The 19887-nt window shown below is 72.1% G+C and carries 19 protein-coding genes and 1 pseudogene; 10 read left to right on the top strand and 10 right to left on the bottom strand.

Annotation, left to right across the window (positions count from 1 at the left end; genetic code table 11):
* Positions 1 to 624, top strand: a complete 624-nt coding sequence (locus IPJ17_18520) for a molybdenum cofactor guanylyltransferase (protein QQR73452.1) — start codon at positions 1 to 3, stop codon at positions 622 to 624.
* Here the strand turns inward: IPJ17_18520 and IPJ17_18515 are convergent.
* Both IPJ17_18515 and IPJ17_18510 read right to left on the bottom strand, forming a co-directional pair.
* On the bottom strand, positions 605 to 1027 hold the full coding sequence (locus IPJ17_18515) for a DUF1801 domain-containing protein (protein ID QQR73451.1): 423 nt from the start codon (positions 1025 to 1027) through the stop codon (positions 605 to 607). The genes IPJ17_18520 and IPJ17_18515 overlap by 20 nt on opposite strands.
* Before the next feature lie 43 nt (positions 1028 to 1070).
* Positions 1071 to 1517, bottom strand: a complete 447-nt coding sequence (locus IPJ17_18510) for a DUF1569 domain-containing protein (GenBank protein ID QQR73450.1) — start codon at positions 1515 to 1517, stop codon at positions 1071 to 1073.
* A gap of 109 nt (positions 1518 to 1626) precedes the next feature.
* Between IPJ17_18510 and IPJ17_18505 the strand changes: the two genes are divergently transcribed.
* From IPJ17_18505 to amrA, 3 genes are read left to right on the top strand one after another with little or no spacing between them, the layout of a single operon-like run.
* Positions 1627 to 4971 carry a protein kinase gene (locus IPJ17_18505; GenBank protein ID QQR73449.1) on the top strand — a complete coding sequence of 1115 codons (3345 nt, stop codon included), beginning with the start codon at positions 1627 to 1629 and terminating at the stop codon, positions 4969 to 4971.
* A 22-nt stretch (positions 4972 to 4993) separates the two neighbouring features.
* Positions 4994 to 5887, top strand: coding sequence for an AmmeMemoRadiSam system protein B (gene amrB, locus IPJ17_18500; protein ID QQR73448.1), 894 nt, complete (start codon positions 4994 to 4996; stop codon positions 5885 to 5887).
* Complete coding sequence (amrA, locus tag IPJ17_18495) at positions 5877 to 6485, top strand: AmmeMemoRadiSam system protein A (protein QQR73447.1); 609 nt, start codon at positions 5877 to 5879, stop codon at positions 6483 to 6485. Before amrB ends, amrA begins: the two co-directional genes overlap by 11 nt.
* 144 nt (positions 6486 to 6629) lie before the next feature.
* On the opposite strand, the gene arsB is transcribed toward amrA, so the two are convergent.
* The 5 genes from arsB to IPJ17_18470 are packed head-to-tail and all read right to left on the bottom strand — an operon-like array spanning position 6630 to position 10230.
* Positions 6630 to 7709 (bottom strand): ACR3 family arsenite efflux transporter, encoded by a 1080-nt coding sequence (arsB, locus tag IPJ17_18490; GenBank protein QQR73446.1) that lies wholly within the window; start codon positions 7707 to 7709, stop codon positions 6630 to 6632.
* Complete coding sequence (locus IPJ17_18485) at positions 7709 to 8155, bottom strand: arsenate reductase ArsC (protein ID QQR73445.1); 447 nt, start codon at positions 8153 to 8155, stop codon at positions 7709 to 7711. The genes arsB and IPJ17_18485 overlap by 1 nt, the downstream gene beginning before the upstream one ends.
* Positions 8152 to 8409: a TM0996/MTH895 family glutaredoxin-like protein gene (locus IPJ17_18480; GenBank protein QQR73444.1), complete on the bottom strand. Its 258-nt coding sequence runs from the start codon at positions 8407 to 8409 to the stop codon at positions 8152 to 8154. Before IPJ17_18480 ends, IPJ17_18485 begins: the two co-directional genes overlap by 4 nt.
* Positions 8410 to 8461: 52 nt before the next feature.
* Entirely contained in the window at positions 8462 to 9757 is a 1296-nt protein-coding gene (locus IPJ17_18475; GenBank protein ID QQR73443.1) for a permease, read from the bottom strand.
* Between the two features lie 14 nt (positions 9758 to 9771).
* Entirely contained in the window at positions 9772 to 10230 is a 459-nt protein-coding gene (locus tag IPJ17_18470; GenBank protein QQR73442.1) for a helix-turn-helix transcriptional regulator, read from the bottom strand.
* Positions 10231 to 10410: 180 nt separating this feature from the next.
* On the opposite strand from IPJ17_18470, the gene IPJ17_18465 reads away from it, so the two are divergent.
* The 4 genes and pseudogenes from IPJ17_18465 (at position 10411) to IPJ17_18450 (ending at position 14215) form a co-directional block, all read left to right on the top strand.
* Positions 10411 to 11895, top strand: coding sequence for a hypothetical protein (locus tag IPJ17_18465; GenBank protein ID QQR73441.1), 1485 nt, complete (start codon positions 10411 to 10413; stop codon positions 11893 to 11895).
* A gap of 242 nt (positions 11896 to 12137) precedes the next feature.
* On the top strand, positions 12138 to 12620 hold the full coding sequence (locus IPJ17_18460; protein QQR73440.1) for a fasciclin domain-containing protein: 483 nt from the start codon (positions 12138 to 12140) through the stop codon (positions 12618 to 12620).
* A gap of 894 nt (positions 12621 to 13514) precedes the next feature.
* Positions 13515 to 13719 (top strand): annotated as a pseudogene (locus IPJ17_18455) (cysteine synthase A).
* Positions 13720 to 13864: 145 nt separating this feature from the next.
* The gene (locus tag IPJ17_18450) at positions 13865 to 14215 is read left to right on the top strand and encodes a hypothetical protein (protein ID QQR73439.1); all 351 of its coding nucleotides are present in this window, start codon (positions 13865 to 13867) and stop codon (positions 14213 to 14215) included.
* 68 nt (positions 14216 to 14283) lie between these two features.
* Here IPJ17_18450 and IPJ17_18445 read toward each other — a convergent pair whose 3' ends face one another.
* Together IPJ17_18445 and IPJ17_18440 are read right to left on the bottom strand one after the other, a co-directional pair.
* Positions 14284 to 15480: a serine/threonine-protein phosphatase gene (locus IPJ17_18445; GenBank protein ID QQR73438.1), complete on the bottom strand. Its 1197-nt coding sequence runs from the start codon at positions 15478 to 15480 to the stop codon at positions 14284 to 14286.
* A gap of 359 nt (positions 15481 to 15839) precedes the next feature.
* A complete protein-coding gene (locus tag IPJ17_18440; protein ID QQR73437.1) occupies positions 15840 to 16466 on the bottom strand; it encodes a sigma-70 family RNA polymerase sigma factor in 627 nt (208 codons plus the stop codon).
* A gap of 249 nt (positions 16467 to 16715) precedes the next feature.
* Between IPJ17_18440 and IPJ17_18435 the strand changes: the two genes are divergently transcribed.
* Positions 16716 to 18440 carry a hypothetical protein gene (locus IPJ17_18435; GenBank protein ID QQR73436.1) on the top strand — a complete coding sequence of 575 codons (1725 nt, stop codon included), beginning with the start codon at positions 16716 to 16718 and terminating at the stop codon, positions 18438 to 18440.
* On the opposite strand, the gene IPJ17_18430 is transcribed toward IPJ17_18435, so the two are convergent.
* Positions 18437 to 19270 (bottom strand): helix-turn-helix transcriptional regulator, encoded by an 834-nt coding sequence (locus tag IPJ17_18430; GenBank protein ID QQR73435.1) that lies wholly within the window; start codon positions 19268 to 19270, stop codon positions 18437 to 18439. The two genes, IPJ17_18435 and IPJ17_18430, sit on opposite strands and share 4 nt — an antisense overlap.
* A 196-nt stretch (positions 19271 to 19466) precedes the next feature.
* Between IPJ17_18430 and IPJ17_18425 the strand changes: the two genes are divergently transcribed.
* The gene (locus tag IPJ17_18425; protein QQR76220.1) at positions 19467 to 19865 is read left to right on the top strand and encodes a DUF3224 domain-containing protein; all 399 of its coding nucleotides are present in this window, start codon (positions 19467 to 19469) and stop codon (positions 19863 to 19865) included.
* Positions 19866 to 19887 lie beyond the last annotated feature (22 nt).

Raw genomic sequence — 19887 nt, 5'->3', positions numbered from 1 at the left:
ATGGAGTCCGAGGAAAGGCCGGATCGCGTGCGCGGGGCCGGGGAGCTGTGGGCGGGGCTGCTGGTGGGTGGCGCGAGCCGGCGGATGGGGGAGCCGAAGTCGCTTCTGCCGGTGGCCGGGGTGCCGCTCGCGGAGCGGGCGCTCGCGGCGGTGCGGTGGCGCGTCACCGGGATCGCCCTGCTCGGTGCCGGCGAGGTGCCAGCCACTTTGCAGGCGCTGCCTCGCTGCGGCGACGCACCCGAGGTCGGCGGGCCGATGGCCGGGGTGCTCGCCGCCCTCCGCCACCGACCGGCGTCGACCTGGCTGGTGGTGGCCTGCGATCAGGGCTGGGTGAGCCCGGAGGCGGTCGAGTGGCTCCTCGCGCAGCGTGCGCCCGGGCTCGCGGCCGTCCTGCCGCGCCGTTCGCCGGGGCGGGTCGAGCCGTTCTTCGCCCTCTACGAGCCGCCGGCACTGGCGCTCGTCGAGCGCCTCGTTGCCGGCGGGATCTCGAGCCTGCAACGGCTCGCCGGCCTCCCGGGCGTCGTCTCGCCCTGGCCGCCGCCGCCCCTGCGCTCGGCCTGGCGGGACGCCGACACGCCGGCCGACCTTGCCCGGCTCGGCGGCGCTAGCGGGGGGGATACCTGAGTCGCAGCTGCTCGACCGAGGCGCGGACGAGCTCCTCGAGCACGGCGAGGTCGATGTCGGTCAGGCGCTTGACGTAGAGGCAGGCCTTCCCGGCCTTGTGCTTGCCGAGCCGCTGCAACAGCTCCTGGTAACGGGCGAAGCCGGGCAGGACGTAGATCGACAGCGCCGCCTGGCGGGGCGAGAAGCCGGTGAGGCAGGCGTCGCCCTCGTGCCCGCTCTCGTAGCGGTAGTGGTAGCTGCCGAAGCCGACGATGCTCGGCCCCCACATCCGCGCCGGTTCCCCGCTCGCGCGCCCGAGGACGGCCAGCAGCGTCTCGCCCTCCACGCGGCGTCTGGCGTCCGGGATCGCGGCGAGGAACGCCGCCACGCTCACCTCGGTCGGCTTCGTCTTCAGCTCGGCCATCGCGGGCTCCTCCGGGTCGATTCGCCGTGCGGCGGAAGCGGGATCAGGCGCCGAACTGCTGCAGGTGGTAGTCGAGATGTCGGGCCGAGAGCGAGCCCCACTCGTCGCCGGAGAGTCGCCCGAAGGCCGGGTGGACCGGCCACTCCCGGGTACGGCTCGCGGTCGCGAAGCGGTCGATCAACCCCCGTGCCGCGGCGAGGTCGTCGGCCCACTCCCCGGGTCGCGTGCGCTGCATCTCCGGTGCGGTCGGAATCCTCCCCTTCGGCCAGGGCAGCCGGTCGACGAAGAGCCAGCGCACCGGCTTGAAGCGGAGCAGCGTCGGCACCGCGACCGCCGGGACGTCGCCGAGCGCCACCCGCATCTGATCGGCGACGTGGCAGAGCATCTGCGGAGCGGTCATCTTTCCCCACCGCGCCGCCGCCTCCGGATCGAGCGCCCCGAGACGTTCCTGCAGCGATTCGCGCGTCGCACCATCGAAGAGCGTCGGCATGCGGCGGATCCTGCGGCATCTCGGTGTGACGCGCAAGCCGATCTCCCGGCGTGGCGGTGAGGTTCTGGCGGAGAGCGCGAGTATGCTTGGCCGAGGGCCCCGGGAACGAATGGACGAACGACACCCTTGGGAGGCGTCGGAGGCGATCGTCGCGGTCGGCGAGTTGGTGGCCGGCCGGTATCGGATCGTCTGCCGGTTGGGCGGCGGGGCGATGGGGGAGGTGTTCGAGGCGCTCGATCTCGAGCTCGGGGTGTCGGTGGCGCTCAAGGTGCTGCGAGTACCGCTCGGCGAGAGCGACGAGTCGGGCAGCCGCTTCAAGCGCGAGGTGTTGCTGGCGCGGCGGGTGACGCACCCGAACGTCTGCCGGCTCTTCGACCTCGGGGTCCATCGCCCGGGCACCGGCGGGCCGCCACGGCGCTTCCTGACGCTCGAGCTGGTGCGCGGCGAGACGCTCGCGGCGCGATTGCGCCGGGTCGGGGCGCTCGAGCCGGCCGAGGCGCTACCGATCGTCCGCCAGGTCGCCGCCGGGCTCGAGGCGGCGCACGCCGCCGGCGTCGTGCACCGCGACCTGAAGAGTGGCAATGTTCTCCTCGAGGAGGTTGCGCTCGGCCAGCCACCGCGCGCCGTGATCACCGATTTCGGCTTGGCGCGGGGCCTCGACGGCGTGAGCGCGCCGCCCGACGCACTCACCCTCACGGCCACCGGCGGTCTGCTCGGCACGCCCGCCTACATGTCGCCCGAGCAGGTCGAGGGGCGCCCCGCCGGGCCGGCGTCGGACCTCTACTCGCTCGGTGTGATGCTCTACGAGATGGTCACCGGCGAGCTGCCGTTCGTCGGCGCGTCGCCGATCTCGGCGGCGCTCAAACGGCTGACCGAGCCGCCGCCCCGGCCGCGGACGCTGCGCCCCGGCGTCGACCCGGTCTGGGAAGCGGCGATCCTGCGCTGCCTCGAGCGTGACCCCGACGACCGCTTCGCGTCACCCACCGATCTGGTGCGTGCGCTCGACGGCGAGTCGGTCGCGCCGCCCAGCGGACGGCGGCGTCGGCGTCTCGTCGGCTGGGCCGTCGCCGCCGGCGTCGCGTTGCTCGCCATGCTCGGCGGTGGGGTGATGCTCGCGCCCTGGCTGGCGCGCCGCGCCGCCGCGCCGCCGGCGCAGTCGTCGCCGCGGACGCCGCGCGAGACGGTCGCGGTGCTCGGCTTCCGCAACCTCGCCGGGCGCCCCGAGTCCGCCTGGCTGGGCAGCGCGCTCGCCGAGATGCTCACCACCGAGGTGGCGGCGGGAGGGGGAGTGCGCGCCATTCCCGGGGAGAACGTCGCGCGGATGAAGCTCGAGCTGGCGCTCGCCGAGCCGGATTCGCTCGCCCCCGACACGCTGGCTCGCGTGCGCGACAACCTCGGCGCCGACCGCGTCGTGCTGGGCGGCTTCGCGGCGCTCGGGCCCGAGTCCGGGGGACGGCTGCGGCTCGACATCCGCGTGCAACGCACCGGCGGTGGGGAGGTCCAGGCGTTGCGCTTCGAAGGCCGGGAGGCCGAGCTCTTCGAGCTCGTCGGTCGGGCCGGCAGCGGCCTGCGCGAGGTGCTCGGCGTGTCGGCACTCTCTGCCGACCAGGAGGGGGCGCGGCGCGCCTCGCTGCCGCGCTCGCCGGAGGCGGCGCGCCTCTACGCCGAAGGACTGGCGAGCCTGCGCCGCTTCGACGCACCGTCGGCGCGAGCGCTGCTCGAGCGGGCCTGCGAGGCCGATCCGCAGTTCGCTCCGGCGCGCGCGGCGCTGGCCCGCTCGCTCAACATGCTCGGCTACGACACCAAGGCCGCCGAGGAGGCGCGCCGCGCGGCCGAGGACACCTCGGGGTTGCCGCGCGAGGAGGCGTTGGCGATCGTCGGCATGCGGCACGAGGTGACGCGCGAGTGGAGCGCGGCGGTCGAGAGCTACCGCGAGCTGCGGCGCGTCGCGCCGGACGATCTCGAGGCGGGCCTGCGTCTGGCCTGGGTGCAGATCCGCGCCGGCGACGCCGAGGGCTCGCTCGCCACGATCGTCGAGTTGCGCGGACTCTCGGCAGCGGCGGCCGGCGACCCGCGTCTCGACCAGGTCGCGGCGGAGGCCTACGGCGATCTCGGCCGGAATGCCGAACGGCTGCAGGCGGCGCTCGCCGCCGGCAAGCGGGCGCGGGAGGTCGGCGCGACGATCATCCTCGCCAACGCGCGGATGGAGGAGGGGGCGGCGCAGCGCCGGCTCGGCCGGCGCGATCTGGCGCGCGGCGCCTTCGAGGAGGCGCGGCGGATCTTCGAACGGGCCGGCGATCGCGTCGCGGCCGCCGAGGCGCTCGTGCCGCTCGGCACGCTGCTGCGGCAGGAGGGCGATCTCGCCGGGGCGACGCGCCTCTACACCGAGGCCTACGACGCCTGCATGGCCGCGGGGAGCCCCGTGCGTGCCGCACGAGCGCGCTTCTACGTCGCCCTGGCCCTCGCCGACTCGGGCAAGGTCGAGGAGGCCGAGCAGATCTACGAGCAGGCGCTCGTCGTCTTCCGCGAGGCCGGCGACAAGCAGGCGGCGGTGGCGACGCTGTCGAACGTCGGCACGATGCGCTACCTGCGCGGCGACCTCGCGGGGGCGGCGGCGCGTCACGAGGAGGGCCGGGCGCTCGCTCGCGAGCTCGGCAACCGCTCGCGCGAGATCTCGTCGCTGCTCAACCTCGGCGCGATCCGCCTCGACGGCGGGGAGACCGGCGCGGCGATCGCCGCCGACGACGAGGCGATCGCGCTGGCGCGCGAGCTCGGTGACCGTCAGCTCGAAGGGCGGGCGTTGTGGAACCGCTGCGCCGCCCTGCGCGTCGCCGGCCGGGCGGGCGAGGCGCGCGCCGACTGCGAAGGGGCGCTGGTGCGGCTCGAGGCGGAGAAGGAGCTCGCCTCGATCGCCGGTGTCAAGCGCGAGCTCGCCGTTCTGGCGCTCGATCGCGGCGCGCCGTCGGAGGCCGTGCCGCTCGCCCGCGCGGCGACCGACGCGCTCACCGCCGCAGGCTTCGCCGGCGACGCCGCCGAGGCCGGCGCGACGCTCGCCTGGGCGCTCGCCGCCGCCGGCGACCGTTCCGCACCGGAGGCGCTGGCCGCCGCGGTGGCGCAGCTCGCCGCCAACGAGGAGCTGCGCCCGCGCCTCGCCGTCGACGCCGCTCGGGCGCGGTTGGCGGCGGTCGACGGACGCCGCGATCAGGCGGTGCGGGCGTGGCGCCGGCTCGCCGCCGAGGGGCGTACACTGGGTCTGGTGCTCCAGGCGCTCGAGGCCGAGATCGAGGCCGCCGGTCTCGAGCGTGGGCTCGGGCGGGCGAAAGCCTCCGAGGCGCTGAACAAGGCCGCCGCGGAGGCCGAGCGGCGTGGCCTGGTGGCGCTCGCCGCGCGGGCACGCTCGCTCGCCGCCGGGCCGCTCGCCAAGCGCCCCGGGGCACCGGTCGGCGCGGGCTGAGTCGCTCGCGCGGGAGGTTGCGATGCCCCTCTCCGCTTCCCTGCCGATCCGACCGCCAGCGGTGGCCGGGCGCTTCTATCCGGGGCGCCCGGGGGCCCTCGCCGACGAGGTGCGGCGCCATCTCGACGGAGCGCGCGCCGCCGGCGAGCGCACACGCCGAACGGACGATTCCGCGGCGGTGCTCCCTCCGGCGATCGTCGCGCCGCACGCCGGCTACCTCTTCTCGGGGCCGATCGCCGGCTCGGCGTTCGGCGAGTGGCACGAGCGCGGCGCGGCGCCGCGCCGCGTGGTGATCCTCGGCCCGAACCACTACGTGCCGCTCACCGGGCTGGCGCTTCCCGCCGCCTCGGCGTTCGCCACGCCGCTCGGAGCGCTGCCGCTCGCCGCCGAGATCGTCGAGGCGCTTCTCGCGCTGCCGTTCGTCCGGGTCGACGCCGCGGTGCACGCGCCGGAGCATGCCCTCGAGGTCGAGTTGCCGTTCCTCCAGGTGCTCTTCGGCGACGTCGAGATCGTCCCGCTGCTGGTCGGCGAGGCGACGCCCGAGCAGGTGGCGGCCGCGCTGGAGATCGCCTGGAGCGCTGCCGACACCCGCGTCGTGGTGAGCTCCGACCTCTCGCACTACCTCGCCTACGACGAGGCGCGGACCGTCGACGCGCGCACCGCGGGACGGATCTGCGACACCTGCGCCGGTGAGCGGCTCGTGCCGCTCTCGCCGTTCGAGGCCTGCGGCGCCCGCTCGCTCGACGGTTGGCGGCTCGTGGTGCAGCGACGCGGGCTCACCGTGCGCCTGCTCGACCTGCGCAACTCCGGCGACACGGCGGGTCGGCGCGACCAGGTGGTCGGCTACGGTGCGTTCGCCTGCGACGAGCCCGGCTCCGCGGCGAGGGTCGGAGGAGGTTCCGCCGATGTCCACTGAGGAGCTCACTCGCGGTCAGCTGCTCGCCGCGCTCGCCCGCGGCGCGATCGCTTCGCGTCTTGCCCTGCCCGTCGAGCCGCTGCTCGAGCTGCCCGACTGGCTGCGCGCCCCCGGGGCGGTCTTCGTCACCCTGCACCTCGGCGGTGCGCTCCGGGGCTGCATCGGTTCGCTCGCCGCACGCCGTCCGTTGCTCGACGACCTGCTGAGCAACGCGACGAGCGCGGCGTTCGGTGATCCGCGCTTCCCGCCGCTCTCGCGCCCGGAGCTCGCCCAGGTGACCGTCGAGGTCTCCGAGCTCGGGCCGCTCGAACCGCTCACGGTGGAGAGCGAAGAGCAGGCCCGCGCGGCGCTCCGACCGCGGCAGGACGGCGTCGTGCTCGAGCACGGCGGACACCGCGGCACCTTCCTGCCGCAGGTCTGGGCGCAGATCCCCGAGCCCGCGGAGTTCCTGCGCCAGCTCAAGCGCAAGGCCGGGCTCGCGCCGGACTTCTGGTCCGCAGAAATGCGCCTCTCGCGCTACGCCGTCGCCGAGCACACCGAGTCGCCGCGCCGTCCGGCTCTCACGCCGATGCACCGGCGCTGGAGCGGGGTCGATTGAGCTGGGGGGAGCCGGTGTCGCGTGATTCCGCCGGGAGGCCGCCCGCCCGATCCCGCCGGGTTTCCGCCTTCGCTTGACGCCCCTGGTCTCGGCCGGGGAGGTTGACGCTGCCTCGACCGGTGCCCGGAGGGCGGACAGCGCGGCTCAGGCAGCGCTGCCGGCGTCGGGTGCCGGGAACCAGTGCCGCGTGCGGTTGCAGAACGAGCAGACCGAGAGCATCACCGGGACCTCGACCAGCACGCCGACGACGGTGGCGAGCGCGGCGCCGGACGCCGGGCCGAAGAGGGCGATCGCCGTGGCGACGGCGAGCTCGAAGAAGTTGCTGGCGCCGATGAGCGCCCCCGGCGCCGCGATGTCGTGCGGAACCTTGAGCCACTTCATCAGGCCGTAGGTCAGCCCCGAGTTGAAGTAGACCTGGATCAGCAGCGGGATCGCGATGAGCACGACGTGGAAGAAGCGGCCGGTGAGGTTGTCGGCCTGGAAGGCGAAGATCATCACCAGGGTGGCGAGCAGGGCGACGACGGTGACCGGATGGAACGCCGGCAGGAAGCGCCCCTCGAACCACTCCTTCCCCTTGAGCCGCAGGAGCGCGATCCGGCTCAGGGCGCCGAGCGCGAGCGGAATGACGATGAAGACGACGACCGAGAGCAGCAGCACGCGGAAGGGAACGGTCAGAGTGCTCGCGCCGGTGACCAGGAAGCCGACGATCGGCGCGAAGAGCACCAGCATGATCAGGTCGTTGAGCGAGACCTGGACGAGGGTGTAGGCCGGGTCGCCGTCGGTCAGGTACGACCAGACGAAGACCATCGCCGTGCAGGGCGCGGCGGCAAGGATGATCGAGCCGGCGAGGTACTGGTTGGCTAGCTCTTCGCCGATCCAGGGCTGGAAGAGGACGCGGAAGAAGAGATAGCCGATCGCCGCCATCGAGAACGGCTTGACCAGCCAGTTGACGACGAGGGTGACGAGGATGCCGCGCGGCCGCTCGCGTACCGCGACGATGCTGCCGAGATCGATCTTCAGCATCATCGGGTAGACCATCAGCCAGATCAGCACGGCGATGGCGACGTTGATCTGGGATCCCGTTCCGAGCTCGAGCCGTCGCACCGCGTCGGTGAAGCCCGGCAGCAGCTTGCCGAGCGCGAGCCCCGCGGCCATGCAGAGCGCCACCCAGACGGTGAGATAGCGCTCGAAGAGGTTCAGCCGTTTGCTCGTCGTTGTCGCCATCAGCGCGCCTCCTTGCCGCCACCCGGCTCGGCGATCACGCCTTCCTCGCCAAGGAACCGGGCGATGCGCGAGCGCAGCTCGTCGCGGACCGCCCGGAAGCGCTCGAGGCTGGCGGTCTCCGGCTCGGCGTGGCCCGCGGGATCGGGCAGCGGCCAGTGCAGGCGCCGCGCGGCGCCCAGGAAGACCGGGCAGACCTCCTCGGCGCAGAGGGTGATCACCGTGTCGACGGTGGCCGGGTCGATCTCCTCGACCGACTTCGAGCGCTGGGTCGAGCTGTCGATGCCGATCTCGGCGAGCGCTGTGGCCGCGAGAGGGTTCACCCGCGACGGCGCGGAGCCCGCGCTCTGGACCCGCAGCCGGTCGCCGGCGAGCTGCCTCGCGATCCCTTCGGCCATCTGGCTGCGCGCCGAGTTGGCGACGCAGAGGAAGAGCAGTCCGCGGTTCATGACCGCACGGCTCCCGGGGCGGCCAGCATCTCCTTGAGGCGCGCGGTGGTCGGCACCTGGCCGAAGACCTTGATCTCGCCGTCGACCACCAGGGCCGGCGTCGCGACGACTCCGAACTCGAGGATGCGGCTGATGTCGGTGACCTTCTCGAGCTCGTAGTCGAGGCCGAGCTCGCGCGCCGCGGCCTCGGTGTGCTCGGTGAGCAGTTTGCACTTCGGGCAACCGGTGCCCAGGATCTGCAGCTTGGTCTTCATCGTTCCCTCTCCATTCGATTCTCCCGCGGGGTCAGGAGCAGGATCCGCATCCTCACGGGGCGAAGCCGCCGTAGATCACTCCGGTCACCGTCGCCATCACCACCACCAGCGTCACGTAGACGGTGGTCTTCTTCCAGCCGATGAGGCTGCGCAGCACCAGCATCGCCGGCAGCGAGAGCGCCGGGCCGGCGAGCAGCAGGGCGAGCGCCGGTCCCTGGCCCATGCCACTTCCGAGCAGTCCCTGGAGGATCGGGATCTCGGTGAGGGTGGCGAAGTACATGAACGCTCCGGCGAGCGCGGCGAAGAAGTTCGCGCCGAGCGAGTTGCCCCCCACCGCACCGGCGACCCAGACCGACGGGATCAGCCCCTCGTGTCCCGGCCGGCCGAGCAGGAGCCCGGCAACCAGGACGCCGCCGACGAGCAGCGGCAGGATCTGCTTGGCGAACTCCCAGGAGGTCGAGAGCCACTCCCCGAGCGGGCCCTCGTCGCCGGCGATGGCGATGGCGAGGGCGCCGAACCCGGTGGCGAACGCGACCGCCGGGTGGGTCGGAGCCAGGAATCCGGCAAGCGCGGTGGCCGTGCCGATCGCCCCGGCCTTCCAGGGGGCGAGGTCGAACCAGCGCACGAGGAGGACCAGCAGTCCCAGCGCGAAGGCCGCGGTGAGCGCCCACTTGACGGCGAAGATCTGCGCCCACACGCCGCGCTCGTCCGGTGCCCAGTTGGCGAAGGCCAGGATGCCGACGAGCGAGGCGAAGAAGATGGCCTGGCGCGACAGCGTGAGGTGGGCCTCGATGGGCGGGAGCTTCGCCTGGTTCGCGACCCGCTCGCGCTCCTCGTGGCGGAAGATCCAGGCCATGGCGAGGCCGACGAGCACACTGAAGACGACCGCGCCGACGGCGCGGGCGACGCCGATCTCGAAACCGAGCACGCGGGCGGTGAGGATGATCGCCAGCGCGTTGATCGCCGGACCGGAGTAGAGGAACGCCGAGGCGGGTCCGAGGCCGGCGCCGCGTTTGTAGATGCCGCCGAAGAGCGGCAGCACGGTGCAGGAGCAGACCGCGAGCACCGTGCCCGAGATCGCGGCGACGCCGTAGGCCATGGGGCGCGAGGCATCGGCGCCGAGGTACTTCATCACCGTGGCCTGGCTGACGAAGACGCCGATCGCTCCGGCGATGAAGAAGGCCGGGACCAGGCAGAGCAGCACGTGTTCGCGGGCGTACCACTTGGCGAGGTGGAACGACTCGAGCAGGGCGCCGTCGAAGCGCGTCGTGCCGACCGGCAGGAAGTAGAGGAGGAGGAAGGCACCGGCGATTCCGGCGAGCCACTTCCCTTCGCGTTTCCAGTCCATCGCGTCGGTCCGGTTCAGGCTCGCGCCGGGACGAGGGCCGGGGTCGACTTCGACTTCCCGACCCGGATGCCGACCGCCGCGAGGTCGAGCGAGGCCGCGCAGAGCACGGCGACATCGACCCGGCGCAGCCGCGCGGCGATTCGCCGGTCCTCGACGACCACCGGATCGGCGGCGCAACGGGCCACGATGTCGGCGAGCAGGGCGCGCGTGACCTTGTCGTCGCTCCAGCGGTGGAAGACCAGCTTGCCTTCGCGGCGCTCCTGGACGAGTCCGGCGCGCTTGAGCTCCGAGAGGTGCGCCGAGATCGTCGAGGCCGCCTGCTCGAGGATCGCCACCGTCTGGCAGACGCAGAGCTCGCCCGCCTCGAGGAGAGCGAGCAGCCGCAGCCGCGACGGATGGGCGAGCGCCTGAGCGACGTCGACCGTCCGTCCGAGCGGCGAGAAGGGGCCGATCTCGATTCGTCGTTTCGTCATGGGGCGAATTGTAGCCCTGAGCCGTCCGCGCGCACCACCCCGACGGGCGGGGACAGCGCAACGGCTCCGCCGGGTGGTTTTCTACCTAGAGCGAGAGCTCGCTCCCGGGTAGAAAGTGCCCTTCTCCGACCGCCGTGCCGACGGTTAGGTTCGTCCCACGTTCAAGAAAGGGCGGAACCTATGACTCGGATTCGACCGGGCTCGATCCACTCCTTGGTGAGAGCCGCATGCAGCAGCACACTCCTCCTGGCCGCCAGCACCCTTCTCTCGGTGTCGCCGGCCGCCGCGGCCGAGGTGGACCTCTGCCGTGGACACTGGGTTCGGAATCTGGCCGGACCGCACGCCGTCCTCCGCCAGACGCTGGTCGACGTGGCGAGCCTGCGCCAGCGGCTGCCCGAGCTCGAAACGAGCATCCGTGCCGTGATCGCCCGGGACGCGAGCCTCAGCCCCGCGGTGGCCGACGCGCTGATCGCCGCCATCCGCGATGGCTCGAGCGTCCGCGAGCGCCAGATGCAGCGCGACGAAGCCGTCGTCTGGATGGCGTATCAGCCCGAGCCGGGTCGCTTCGAAGCGATCGCGCCGGCCTGCCTGCGCCTCGAGCGCAACTACGAGGCGTTCGAGATCACGGTGGAAGTACCCGATGCGGTGCCCGTCGCTCAGGCGGCCACCTGCGTCATCTCGGCGGTCCGCGGCTGCGCGGACGACCGCCGGGAGTTCAGCATCGACACCCGTGGCTCGAGCCCGGGCGCGCGGGTGACCCTGGCCATCGGCGGCCAGCCGGCCGCCGCGATCAGCGGGCCGGGGGGCACCTGGACCGTCCCCGATCCGGGAACTAGCGATCTCGAGGCCATCTTCACCGTGCGGGCAGCGGGCGGGCCGGTGCCGGCACGCATGGCGCGCGTCTACCGCTTCCTGATGCCGAGAGTCTGCGGCAACCTCGCCTACCTGGGCGAGGCGGCGGCGCGGACGATCTCGCCTGCGGGCGCGTCCGTCCCGTGCGAGAAGAGCGTGGTCGTCGGTCGTTGCGGTCCCGCCGTCGTCGGCGTACCGCCGGTCGCCATCGAGCCGGATCCGGTGGTCGCCGACCGTTGCGTCGACGGTTGGACCGTGCGCCCGTTCCTGTTCGGGTACTTCCCGATGGGCGACGAGCGGCGGCGGGACATCCTCCTGCCGTGGACCGGACCGGCGCGCGAGAGCTTCGAGGTCGACAAGGGCTACGGCCTGGGAGTCTCGCTCGAGCGGCGCCTGGGTCCGGTGTTCGGTCTCGAGGGCGCGGTGATGGTCGGCCGTGGCACCTCCGAGTACAGGCTCGACGACGGCCGGACCAGCGGCCACAGCAATCACGATGTGACGTTCCAGGCCCTGACCGTCGGGCCGAACTTCCACTTCCTCGGCTGCGGCGGAGTCGATCTGTACCTCGGCCCGTTCGTGGGCTATGGCGGCTTCGCGGATCCCAACTACTGGGTCAACGAGCACCGCTTCGTGGCCTCCTTCGACCGTCGCTTCCTGTGGGGCGCCCAGCTTGGGCTCGACGTGCCGTTCGGCAGCGGCCCCTGGGGATTCCACGGCGGCCTGCGCTACCTCGACCTGTCGCAGGACACGGACGCAGGTTCGCTCCAGGTCGATCCGCTGTTGGTCGAACTGGGACTCGCTTACACGTTCTGAGCGAGCCCTGCGGCTGCGGCGGACCGGTCCCCGCCGCAGCCCCGTGTGCCCCGGATGGGCCGGCTGGCGCCGAGGGCCCGAGCACCTGCGGTGAGGGTGTGGTCGTCTCCGGCGTCGACTGGCACGGGCAGGTGGCGCGACGAAATGCGCGCACCGCTCGTCTGGATCGCGGGTGCCCGCGTAGGGAGTGAGGAAGGCGGGATCGCCTGTCGCGACTCCCGACAACTCCGAGGACAACTCCCATGCGAATCAAGCTCGCTCTCGCTTTCGCGCTCGCTCTCGTCACCGCCGGCGTCGCCCAGGCCGGCAATTACGCCAAGCCGACGGCCGACATCGTCGACACCGCCGTCGCCGCCGGCAGCTTCAAGACGCTGGCGACCGCTCTTCAGGCCGCCGGGCTGGTCGAGACGCTCAAGGGCAAGGGCCCGTTCACCGTCTTCGCGCCCACCGACGAGGCGTTCGCCAAGCTGCCGGCCGGCACACTCGACGCGTTGCTCGAGGACAAGGCCAAGCTCGGCAAGATCCTCACCTATCACGTGGTCGCAGGAAGAGTGATGGCGGCCGACGTGGTGAAACTCTCCGAGGCCAAGACGGTCGAGGGCGGCATGCTCAAGATCACCACCGCAGGGGGCGTCCAGGTCAACGGCGTCAACGTGGTGAAGACCGACATTGCAGCCTCGAACGGCGTCATCCACGTCATCGACCGTGTGCTGATGCCGAACTGAGGACGCGGTCCTCCCGCCTGGGGTCCGGGACGCCGCGGGGTGTTCCGGCCCCTTTTCCGTTTCTCGGCGGGTCGCCGAAGGCACTCGAGCTTGCGGGCCCTTTCGGGTTCGCCGCGTGACGGGTGATCCGTGCCGAGGGCGCTGTCGGGGAGGGTGAAGACGTCGCAGAAGTTCGTGGAGCCGACCAACGCCGAGGCCACGAGCTTGCGGGGGGAGCGGCGGGGCTCGCGATGCAGCGGCTGGAAGCGATGGAGGTGCCTCTGCCGGGTCGTTCGCGGCGTGGGGGCAGAACCTCGTCCCCTTCGCGCTCGTCCCCACCGAGGACCGCGAGGTGGGAACGGTGAACGCGACCAACGGTGCGGTGACGCTGCCCGGCAGCCCGATCAACGGCGATGCCTCGCTGCTTGCGGCGAGCGGCGTGAGCACGCTCGACACCGTCGGCAACCGCTACTTCTTCGTCGGCTCGAACGACAGCGGCACCACCTGGCGCCTCTACCAGCTCGATCCGGCGACTGGCGGCTCGACCGCGATCAACGGCCTGCAGTACGACGATGGAGAAGGAGTGCTCTACGCCCTCGCCAGCGTCGGCGCCGGCGACCGGCAGTTGGCGGCGATCAACCCGGCGACCGGAGGGGTGACCCTCCTCGGCTCGCCGATCGCCGCTGCGGCGCTCTCGACGACGTCGGGCGGTGACACGCTCGACGCGTCTGGGGACCGCTACTTCTTCTCCGGCCAGTCGGCTCTGGGAAACTGGAAGATCTACTCGATCAATACGACGAATGGCGCGGTTCTGGCCAATCCGGACCTCACGGGCGACTCGACGACCCGGCTCGGCCTCGAGTGGGACCCCGGCGCGCTGCCCGTCGAGCTGATCGCGCTCTCGATGGAGTCGGGCTCGCCGTGGCGCAGCGCTTGGCCAAGGAGGGGATCCTGGTCGGCATCTCCTGCGGCGCTGCGCCTCGCCCTCGAGCCCGCATTCGTCGGCAAGACGATCGTCGTCGTGCTGCCCGACACCGGTGAGCGCTACCTTTCGGGCGCGCTCTTCAAGGGGCTCTTCACCGAGGTCGAGCAGGCGCGGGCGGTGCGGGCCGGAACGTAGCTCCTGGCTCCCTGAGCGCCGGATGTTCTCGGGCGGGGCGTGCTACCGTGACGAAGAGCTGGCCGAGCCGGTAGCCCGCGGACCGCGTCGATGCGAGCGCGGCATCGTGGCAGACCGACCGGATGGGTAGGAAGGGAGGCGCGACATGGCGCAACTCGTCGTCATCTGGCTGCTCTCGTGGATCGGTGCGATGGCCGCTTTCGTCGTCGTTGCCGCGGCCGTGGGAATCGCCGCCGCCGAAGTGGATCTCCGCTATGTGCACTCGTCGGGACTCGCGGCGCTCGGAGCGTGGAGCCTGCCGATGGGAATCTACTGGCTCCTCTGCCTCGTCGCGGCGACGGTGGCGATCGCCCATCGACACTCGCCGACGAGCCTGTTGAGCCTTGCGGCGATCTTCGTTCCGGGCTTCTTCCTGGGTTCGGCAGCGGTGTTCCTGACCGGGCCCGTCTGGGCATCGTGGCGCGAGCGGAGCCGCCCCACCACGTTGCCAGGGTGATCTTCCCGCCGGGGCGGTCGGCTGGCGAGTCAGGCCGGGGCGGATGAGCCGACGCGGTATCGCGGTGATCAGCGCGAGCGTTCGAGCAGGAGAGCCGTCCAGTCGTCCTCGCGTGGCGGCGGGCTCACGGCCTCGACTCGGTCGAAGAGCGCGGCGACGGCCGCCTGCGGTGTCGGCGGCAGCGCCAGCATCAGCTCCTCGAGCGCGGCATAGCCGAGTGGCTCGCGGGCCGCGGTGATCGCCTCCGGCAGACCGTCGGAAAAGACCAGCAACCGCTCGCCGTGGTCGAGCCGGTCGGCGAGCGGTCGATAGGCGACCTCGCCGCGAAGTCCGAGCGGCAGACGCGGGCCGTCGACGGTCAGTGCACGCGGTCGGTCGCCAGGGCTCAGCACGTAGGGGTCGGGCAAGCCGGCGTTGGCCAGCTCGAATTCCCCGGTCGCCGGCCGATAGCAGATCAGGCAGAGCGCGACGAACTGCCTTTCGAGCAGCCGATCGACCAGGCGCCGGTTGAGATCGACGAGCGCTTCGTGCGGCGGCCGGCCCGCGGCGACGAACGGCAGCATTCCCTTGACCGACGCCATCACCAGGCTTGCCCCCATTCCCTTGCCGGCGACGTCGCCGACGGCGAGCACCAGCGATCCGTCGGCAAGTGGGAAGAGGTCGAAGAAGTCCCCGGCGACCACCAGGGCCGGGAGGTTGCGCGCCGCGAGGTCCCAGCCGTCGCCGCCGAGCTGCTCGGGAGGGAGCAGGCGCTGCTGGATCTCGCGTGCCGTGGCGAGCTCGCGCGCGGCGTGCTCTTGTTCTTTGAGCTGCACGATGCTGTCGGCGAGTCTGTCGCGCAGACGCTCCATCAGGTAGAGGAGCACGCCGAACAGCGCGCCGAGACCGCCGCCGAGGGCGATCACGATGCGCCAGTCGAATCTGGCGATCCGCCAGTGTCCTCCGGTGAGCCAGGGCACGGTCAGCGCGGCGAGTTGCCAGCCGAGCGCCCCGGCGGCGAAGAACAGGGCGAACAGTGCGATTGCCCGCGGCGTGCGCTCGAGGCGGGCGATGGGCCGCCCTGCGGCGGTCAGCAGAAGGTCGGAAACGACGAAGATCCAACAGCCGACGTAGGCCGCGAGTGCCATTCCGATGCGCAGCGACGACCGGGGCTCGCCCAGCCACATGAGGAGTCCCACCAGCGCTCCGGTTGCCGCCGAGAGGAAGAGCAGGCGGAGGTACCGTCGCGGCCGGGTGTGCGGTGGCTGGATTCGACGCTCGACCATCTGTCAGGGGATACGGCAGGGGGCAAGAAGGGTTCTTCCGTCTCTGGCGGTCGCTGAGCCTCCGTCGTTCCCTCCTGCCGTCGCGGGTGTCGGCACCCGCTCGACGACAGCGACTCGCGGGAAGGACGGTCGCTCCGGGCCGAATGGGTTGCGACGAAGCCCACAACGCGGCTGCGACTCGCGCCATAGGCGAGCGGAGACGGTGCCCGTACGCTTTGCCCAGTCGATCGGCACCGCACCCGCGGTCCCGGCGGCGACCCTCCTCCGGCGGCGATGGGCTACCGAGCCCGACGTCGCCGCTTTTTTTCTCTCGATCGTCCTTTCGTCGTGCGGCTGCAAGAAGGTCGCGGCGCGAGGGTTCAGCCCGCCCGTTCCTGGCGGTCGAGCTCGCCGACTTTCCGAGCGAGGCGCAGCATGGCGCGCCGGGCGGCGCAGCGGGCGGCCTCGGAGGTCGGCCGGCCGGTGGCGCGGGCGAGCTGTTCGTAGTCGAGCTCGAGCTCGAGGCGGCCGACGACGAGCTGCTGGTCGTCCGGGTCGAGCCGGAGGAGCGCACGACGGAAACGGCGTCGCTCGTCCGACTCGAGCGCCTCGTTGAGCGGCGAGGGGCGCGGGTCGATCGGGGCGAGCCCTTCGCTCGAGGCGACTTCGCCGAGGCGCGCCCGGCGGATCTCGTCACGAATGCGGTTGCGGATCGACTGGCGCAGGTAGAGGTCGACCTGCGCCGGGTCGCGCTGGTCGAGGTCGGTGAGCTGGCGTAGAGCGCCGGCGCAGGCCTCCTGGACCAGATCGGCCGTGTCGAGCCGCCGCCGCGCGTGCCGCGGAAGTCGGGAATGAGCCCAGCGCATGAGCGCCGGCACCGAGCGCGCGAACAGCCGCTCGATCGCCCAACGTGTTGCCGGACGTGGCATGGCGTCGCCGCGTTCGCCGAGCGGTTCTCGCTCGCCGTCGCCGGCCTCAGCCTCGGTCCCGAAGCGATCCGTCCCCATGGCCCGACCTCACTGCGTCAAGAGATGGTCGCCAGCTTAGGGGCGGGATCTGGCGGAGTCAAGGCGTCCCGGATGACGATTCGGCGGCGGATCACCGAGCGCGGCGGTGTGGATTCGCCCGCCCGCGCAGCGGCTGCGGTGAGCTCGCGGCGACCGGAACGCGCCGGTCGTTCGTCTCTCTTGTCTAGGCGGGTCGCGCTCGGCTCGGCATCGCGCCGCGGCCCGCGACTCGACGCGAGGAGGGAGACGATGACTCCGAGACCCGAAGGATGGCCGGCGCAGCTCGATGCGTCGCTCTATCCGTTGCCGGACGGCAAGGACCTTTTCCCCGAGAGAGTCGCTGCTCCCGAAGGGTTCGGTCCGCCCTGGGCGGGGGTGTGCATCTCGGGAGGCGGGTCGCGTTCGCTTTCGGCGGCGATGGGCGAGTTGCGTGCACTCTCGTCGCTCGGTCTGCTCGACCAGCTCGGGTGGATGTCGACGGTCTCTGGCGGAACGTGGGCGGGGACGCTCTTCAACTGGTCGCCGCTCACCCTCCCCGACGCGACGCTTCTCGGGCCGCTCGAGCTCGATCCTGCGCGGCTGCGATGGGACGGCGGAGGTCCGGTCGACGACCTCGGCCTCCTCGACGCCCAAGCCATCGGGTCGGCGGCGACCCGTCTCGGCCTCGAGGAGATGCTCGCCATGGCGGTCGAGCTGTATCACGCCGGCGTACCGGTCTCGGAGCTCTGGCCACGGGCGATCGGCGAGCTGGTCCTCGCCCCGTTCGGGCTCGGCGACGACCCGCCGCGCTACTTCACCTGGACGCCCTGGTGGCTCGAGAAGGTGATCCTGGCGCACAACCCGAAGCTCGGGGCCAGCGACTTCGTGACGACGCGCCCCGGCCGCCCCTACCTGATCACCAATTCGACGCTGTTCTACCCGCCGTCGCCGTCGGCGAGCCTCGGCTCCTCGGGACGCTTCGGTGTTGCCGCCGCATCGTGGGAGGTCGGACATGAGCTCGAGACGACGCCGATGGTGGCCGGTATCCCGCCCACGTTTTCGCACGCGGGCCCTCCCTCGCCGGGGGCGCCGGGCAGCGCGGACCTGGGCGGCGGCTGGATCGACCCGTTCGCACTGGGCAGTGTCGCGCCGCAGAAGGTGACCGCCGACCGGCGCTTCCGTGTGCCGGCGCCGGCCTCGCGCTTCCGGCTCTCGGATCTCGCCGGACTGTCGAGCGTCGCCTTCGTCTACGCCGTGCTCGATCTGGCCCACCAGAGCGGGATCCACTTTCTCGACGACATGGTGCCGCAGTTGACCTACTGGCCGGTGGCCCACGCCGCCGAGCTGCCGCGCAACGCGGCGCGCCCGTATCTGATGGGCGACGGCGGCAACCTGGAGAACCAGGGGATCATGCCGCTGCTGCGCCGGGGACTGAAGAAGATCGTCGCCTTCGTCAACACCGAGACGCAGCTCTCGGTCGCCGGGCCGGGCTCGGAGGTCGTCGTCGACTCCGATCTGCCGCCGCTCTTCGGCCTCGAGTGGAGCGCGACGCAGGCGCGCTACGTGCGGATCTCGCCGAGCTCCCCCTTCCGGTTCAATCAGGTCTTCGACCGCGCGACCTTCGACGACCTGCGACAGCAGCTCTGGACGCGCGCTCGCGCCGGCGCGACGGCGTTGGCCGTGCAGTCGAACGTCCCCGTCGCCGCCAACCCGCACTACGGCGTGTCCGCCGGCACGGTCGACCTGCTCTGGGTCTACCTGCACCCGGTCTCGTGGTGGCGCGGTCGCCTGCACGACACCGTGCGCGCCTGGATGGACGTCGAGCCGTGGAACTACGAGATGTTCCCGAACTACTTCACCATCGACCAGCTCCACCTCGACGCCCGGCAGGTCAACCTGCTCGCCCACCTGACGAGCTGGAACGTTGCCGGAACCGACTCCGTCGGCGGATTCCCCGCCAACGCCGCGACGTTCGCCGCGTTTCTCGCCGGCTAGCCAGCGCGATCGGTCGATGCGGCGAGCCGCTCGGCGTACTCGCCGGGTGCGTGGCCGACGACGCGCTTGAAGGCGCGGATGAAGTGGGCCTGGTCGGCGAAGCCGAGGTCGTGAGCGAGGGTCGCTCCGTCGCCGAGTCCACCGGCGGCGATGCGTTCGGCGGCTTCGTGCAGGCGGTAGCGCTGGATCACCCACTTGGGCGGCACGCCGACGTAGTCGGCAAAGAGGCGCTGGAGCGCGCGCAGGGAGAGCGAGAACGCGCGGGCGAGCTCGTCGGCGCGCACGATGTCGCGGTCGGTCGCGGCGCGTTCGGCGATGCGCGCGGCGAGCTCGGCCTGCGGATCGCGGTGCGGTCGGAGGTCGAGGAGAAACGACTGGACGAGGGCAAACCCCGCAGCCGGGTCGGCGAGCGCCAGCACCTCCGCCTCGAGGCTTTCGGCGGACGGCCCGAACAGCTCGACGAGGGGCACGGTCCGGGCGGTGAGCGTCGAGATCGGCCGAGCGACGAACGGGCGAAAGCCGCCCGGACGGAACTTCGTGCCGAGCACGCGCCCCTGGCCCTCCAGCCGGCGGCTGAAGCGGCCGGCCGGCACACCGGCGACGGCGGAGGCTCCGGCTTCGATCACCAGGTGAACCGAAGGGTGCGGCAGAACCTCGCGCGTCACCGGCGTCGGCTCGTCCCAGGCGACGGTCCAGAAGTGCTCGACGAACGGGGCGAGCTCGTCGCAGGGCCAGTATCGGCCGTAGCCGGGGGAGAACGGCTGGGCACGGGCGTGCAGCACGCCGCGCGGCGGGTCGAGCTTCGGCCGGAGCATGTCGCGTTCGTTCAATCGGTCTCGCGGGGCGAAGGCTAGCATTCGCTCCGCGCTCGAAGCCGAATGGAGGAGAATCTCGATGCCCTGGAACACCCTGTCGTTCCGTCGCCGCCCGGCGATCCTCGTCGCCCTGATCGCCTTGGCCACGCCGATTCCGACCGCTTTCCCGGCAGGCGCCGAAAGCGCTGCTGCCGCCACAGGAGCCCAGACCATGCACGCCACCGGAACCTTCGACGTCAAGATCCGTCCGCTCTCCCTCGACGGGCCGGCGAGTGACGACCGCCTCGGGCGGATGTCGATCGACAAGCAGTTCCACGGCGACCTCGAGGGCACGGGTCTCGGGCAGATGCTCACGGCGCAGACGACGGTCGAGACCTCGGCGGTCTACGTGGCGATCGAGCGGGTGAACGGCGTGCTCGCCGGCCGGCGTGGCTCGTTCGTCCTGCACCACCGTGGGCTGATGACGAAGGACGGCCGATCGCTCGAGGTGTCGATCGTCCCCGACTCCGGCACGGGCGAGCTCGCCGGGATCGGCGGCACGCTCACCATCGAGATCGAGGGCGGGGTCCATCGCTATGCGCTCGACTACACGCTGCCCGGAGCTCCCTGAGCGCGGGAGCCGGCATGGTCGG

Source organism: Holophagales bacterium (genome assembly GCA_016699405.1).
Lineage (GTDB): Bacteria > Acidobacteriota > Thermoanaerobaculia > Multivoradales > JAGPDF01 > JAAYLR01.
The sequence above is the reverse complement of the archived record's forward strand: the minus strand, read 5'-3'. Positions and strand labels throughout refer to the sequence as shown.

Bases quoted from the DNA above. Each gene is read 5' to 3' on its own strand.
- IPJ17_18520 (QQR73452.1), top strand. From the start codon at position 1: ATGGAGTCCGAGGAAAGGCCGGATCGCGTGCGCGGGGCCGGGGAGCTG.
- IPJ17_18515 (QQR73451.1), bottom strand. From the start codon at position 1,027: ATGGCCGAGCTGAAGACGAAGCCGACCGAGGTGAGCGTGGCGGCGTTC.
- IPJ17_18510 (QQR73450.1), bottom strand. From the start codon at position 1,517: ATGCCGACGCTCTTCGATGGTGCGACGCGCGAATCGCTGCAGGAACGT.
- IPJ17_18505 (QQR73449.1), top strand. From the start codon at position 1,627: ATGGACGAACGACACCCTTGGGAGGCGTCGGAGGCGATCGTCGCGGTC.
- amrB (QQR73448.1), top strand. From the start codon at position 4,994: ATGCCCCTCTCCGCTTCCCTGCCGATCCGACCGCCAGCGGTGGCCGGG.
- amrA (QQR73447.1), top strand. From the start codon at position 5,877: ATGTCCACTGAGGAGCTCACTCGCGGTCAGCTGCTCGCCGCGCTCGCC.
- arsB (QQR73446.1), bottom strand. From the start codon at position 7,709: ATGGCGACAACGACGAGCAAACGGCTGAACCTCTTCGAGCGCTATCTC.
- IPJ17_18485 (QQR73445.1), bottom strand. From the start codon at position 8,155: ATGAACCGCGGACTGCTCTTCCTCTGCGTCGCCAACTCGGCGCGCAGC.
- IPJ17_18480 (QQR73444.1), bottom strand. From the start codon at position 8,409: ATGAAGACCAAGCTGCAGATCCTGGGCACCGGTTGCCCGAAGTGCAAA.
- IPJ17_18475 (QQR73443.1), bottom strand. From the start codon at position 9,757: ATGGACTGGAAACGCGAAGGGAAGTGGCTCGCCGGAATCGCCGGTGCC.
- IPJ17_18470 (QQR73442.1), bottom strand. From the start codon at position 10,230: ATGACGAAACGACGAATCGAGATCGGCCCCTTCTCGCCGCTCGGACGG.
- IPJ17_18465 (QQR73441.1), top strand. From the start codon at position 10,411: ATGACTCGGATTCGACCGGGCTCGATCCACTCCTTGGTGAGAGCCGCA.
- IPJ17_18460 (QQR73440.1), top strand. From the start codon at position 12,138: ATGCGAATCAAGCTCGCTCTCGCTTTCGCGCTCGCTCTCGTCACCGCC.
- IPJ17_18450 (QQR73439.1), top strand. From the start codon at position 13,865: ATGGCGCAACTCGTCGTCATCTGGCTGCTCTCGTGGATCGGTGCGATG.
- IPJ17_18445 (QQR73438.1), bottom strand. From the start codon at position 15,480: ATGGTCGAGCGTCGAATCCAGCCACCGCACACCCGGCCGCGACGGTAC.
- IPJ17_18440 (QQR73437.1), bottom strand. From the start codon at position 16,466: ATGGGGACGGATCGCTTCGGGACCGAGGCTGAGGCCGGCGACGGCGAG.
- IPJ17_18435 (QQR73436.1), top strand. From the start codon at position 16,716: ATGACTCCGAGACCCGAAGGATGGCCGGCGCAGCTCGATGCGTCGCTC.
- IPJ17_18425 (QQR76220.1), top strand. From the start codon at position 19,467: ATGCACGCCACCGGAACCTTCGACGTCAAGATCCGTCCGCTCTCCCTC.